The sequence below is a fragment of the Photorhabdus hindustanensis genome (genome assembly GCF_002968995.1).
Lineage (GTDB): Bacteria > Pseudomonadota > Gammaproteobacteria > Enterobacterales > Enterobacteriaceae > Photorhabdus > Photorhabdus akhurstii.
Genome location: NZ_PUWT01000133.1, coordinates 1 through 2990, shown reverse-complemented (window position 1 = coordinate 2990; position 2990 = coordinate 1). Strand labels below are relative to the sequence as shown.

Annotated in this window: 3 protein-coding genes and 1 pseudogene; all 4 read right to left on the bottom strand. The window is 46.9% G+C overall.

What is annotated here, in order from left to right; all coding sequences use genetic code 11:
• On the bottom strand, positions 1–172 hold a 172-nt coding region (gene tnpA, locus C6H66_RS24575; RefSeq protein ID WP_146111134.1), incomplete at its 3' end, for an IS200/IS605 family transposase.
• A 316-nt stretch (positions 173–488) separates the two neighbouring features.
• A pseudogene (locus C6H66_RS24570) lies at positions 489–917 on the bottom strand (type VI immunity family protein); the annotation flags it as partial.
• 38 nt (positions 918–955) lie between these two features.
• Complete coding sequence (locus C6H66_RS24565) at positions 956–2101, bottom strand: DUF3396 domain-containing protein (RefSeq protein WP_105397021.1); 1146 nt, start codon at positions 2099–2101, stop codon at positions 956–958.
• A gap of 15 nt (positions 2102–2116) precedes the next feature.
• Positions 2117–2990, bottom strand: an 874-nt coding sequence (locus C6H66_RS24560; RefSeq protein WP_146111133.1) for a VRR-NUC domain-containing protein, incomplete at its 5' end; no start/stop codon positions are given.

Here is a 2990-nt window from a genome sequence, read left to right as displayed (position 1 = left end):
TGCTCACGACCCCTTTTAATATCCTGATTTCAAATGCTTCACATGTCTGACGAACTAACTCGCGCACCCGTATTGCTACTTCACCTATCAGCACTTTGTGCCTGTATTTCGTTACCCACACAAAATGGTATTCAATCTGAAATACTGTGTGACTACCGTATCTGTAATCCATGTTGCACCTCCCATGCAACACAGTATCTCAGCTAAAGCTGACCGACTAAAGTCGGTGGTTTTAACCTTTCATATGGAAGAATAAATCGGATATGATTAACATTCGTTAAATGTAAAACCACGATATATCATAATGTTTAAATTTCGCAAAAAGCATATAGCCAAAAGATAAAAAACGGTTAAAACCAGATACCGATTAAAATCATACGTTAAAAAAATAACTTTTAATCACAGTTTAAAACCTGCTCTGGTTTTATGGGTATTTCAATTAAAGGCTTTATACCCTATGGATTTCAAGATGCATCGCGACGGCAAGGGAGCGAATCCCCGGGCAACACCAGACTCAGGTAGGAGCTACTATCGTCACCATCAATTTCTCGGGAATCTAGGTAACGCAATCAGATAATGAGGAGATTCATCTTCGTTTTTAACATCACTAACCACCCAACCACAGAGCTGATTTTTTTCCTAGTGAGAATACCTTCCTCTATCTTAATAATATTTTCCGGTGAATATTTGCTTAACCCTTTCAGTGAATAGCTGTGAAAACACAGATGAGTACCGAACTCCTCCCGAAAGCGCCGGTAGCAGGCCAGAATGCGCTGTTTCTTTTCCGGGGTGTAACCCTGTTTAAAAAACAGAGTGATAGAAATCCCAAGACGAGAAACGGTCAGCCCATCGCCATTGAGGAAGGTAAACGCGGTCAGTTGTGATTTCAACTGGGCAAAGTCGTCTGAAATTTCCATCATTTTCTTTGTTAGTTATTAAGTCAGTAGATAATCTGTTATTCCCACATATTTGCCGCTTCCCGGATCAGATGCCAGAGGGTTGTGCCCTTCTCTGCACCTTCAACATCGAAAGCCATCGCGCCCTGAGCAAAGAAGTACTGCCTGCCCGGCAGGCTATCGGTTCGCCAGATCCCGCTAACCAGTGCCGGATGGTCACTTCTCAAAGGGGTCACTTGCAACGGGCCACGGTCATAACGGGCATACCAGGCTTGTGTGGAAATATCATCAAAATGCCCCTCTCCATAAAAATGCAGTGAATCACCTTCTCCCGGAACAAAACGTATCGGACGTATCAGTTGGTTAATGGCAAAATAACTCTCCGGGACACTGCCCGGCAGTGGCGTTAAGTCCGGGTATTCACCGGCCCGGATAATCAGGCCATCACGGTAAGAACTAATCACCACATCCCGGTAGGGGCGCAGCACCTGACGTATCCAGAATTCCCCACCCAGTCGGTTTACAAATCGTTTGGACAGCAGGGTGATCCAGTTAATGCTTCGGATGGAGTGGGCATAATCGTCCAGCGTGGTGTGAACTGTGGAGTTGACTTGCAGGGCAGGGTAACGCAGGGCCAGTTGGTACTCCAGAGGAAAATAGTCATGATAATCTCTGGGTAAGACCAGGCAGTAACCACAGTCTCCCCAGTCAGGTTCGAGTTGTTCACACAGAAAGTCCAGCCAGGCCATAAACCGGGTTATGCCCTCTTGTTCCTTTAGATAATCCCAGGGCAATACCAGACTAAGGTAAGAGCTACTGTCGTCACCATCGATTTCTCGAGAATCCAAGTAATGCATCAGATAGTGAGGGGCTTCATAGATGTTTTTAGCGTCACTAATATCCCAAGTAGAAAGCTGATTTTTTTTCTGATTAAGAATACCTTCTTCCACTTTGGCTATATGTTCCGGTGAATATTTTTTTAACCCTTTTAGAGCATGGCGGTGAAAACGCAGGTGAGTACCAAACTCTTCGCGAAAGCGCCGGTAGCAGGCCAGAATGCGCTGTTTTTTCTCCGGTGTGTAACCCTGTTTAAAAAACAGGGTAATTGAGAGACCCAGGCGGGAAACAGTCAGTCCATCGGCATTGCTAAAAAGAAAAGAGGTCAGTTGTGATCTCAGTTGGGCAAAGTAATTTGAAGTTTCCATCATGTTCTCCATGAATTATGAGGCGGTAGCGAATGTCACACTCGCCAATATTGCCAGGACGGCAGCTAACGCGGCGGCGCTTACCGCAGCAGCAGCGGCTAAAATCTCCACCAGTGCAATCAGCGCGGCAGTGACGGCAAGGGTGACAAGGATAACAACGGCGACACCGGCAATAATCACCACCATTTCCAGCATGCTTTCACCCACCTCTTTCAGTATCTGCATCCAGCTAATGTTTTTGAGCTCTTCCAGAGTGATATCTGAACCCTGTTGCACCGTCTGCCACCGGGCTTTTATCTCACTTTCAGTCCAGGTCACGATTTTCCCCGTTTGTGCACTGACCCAGGAAAAAGCGTAGCTGACCTGATGGCTTATCGGGTCAATAACTTCTTCACACACCCACTTGCCGGCCTGATTGAGCCATGAACCAAACTGGGCAAGGAGCTCCCGGGTACTGTCGCGGACATAATTCAACCCATTTTCGGCCAGACCCGCCACCTCCTGCCCGAGGATAACCCAGTCTTCATAGCTGGGTAAAAAAGACCACGGGGAGGTACTGACCAGTGGGAGTTTTTTGGTCAGCGGTTGCGGAATAGTCCCCGGCACTCCCTCTGCGGGAGAAGCGGGTAAAGCTTCCTCATCAGGCGGCGAACCGGGTGGCAGCGGGGCCAGTGGGATGGGATTTTTATAGTGTTGAGAACCGGGCTGATAAAGTTTTCGCCACGCTTCATCATACTGTTTTTGTTCTTCTGTGCGGTTATCGCTGATACGCATTACACCAAAGCGGTCTTCGGTTGCAATCTGGATGTAATCTATTTCTTGATCTTCGGCAAGTTTATCACCCGGAAATTTCACTTCAATCAACATCTTTAAATTATCAGGGTGCACA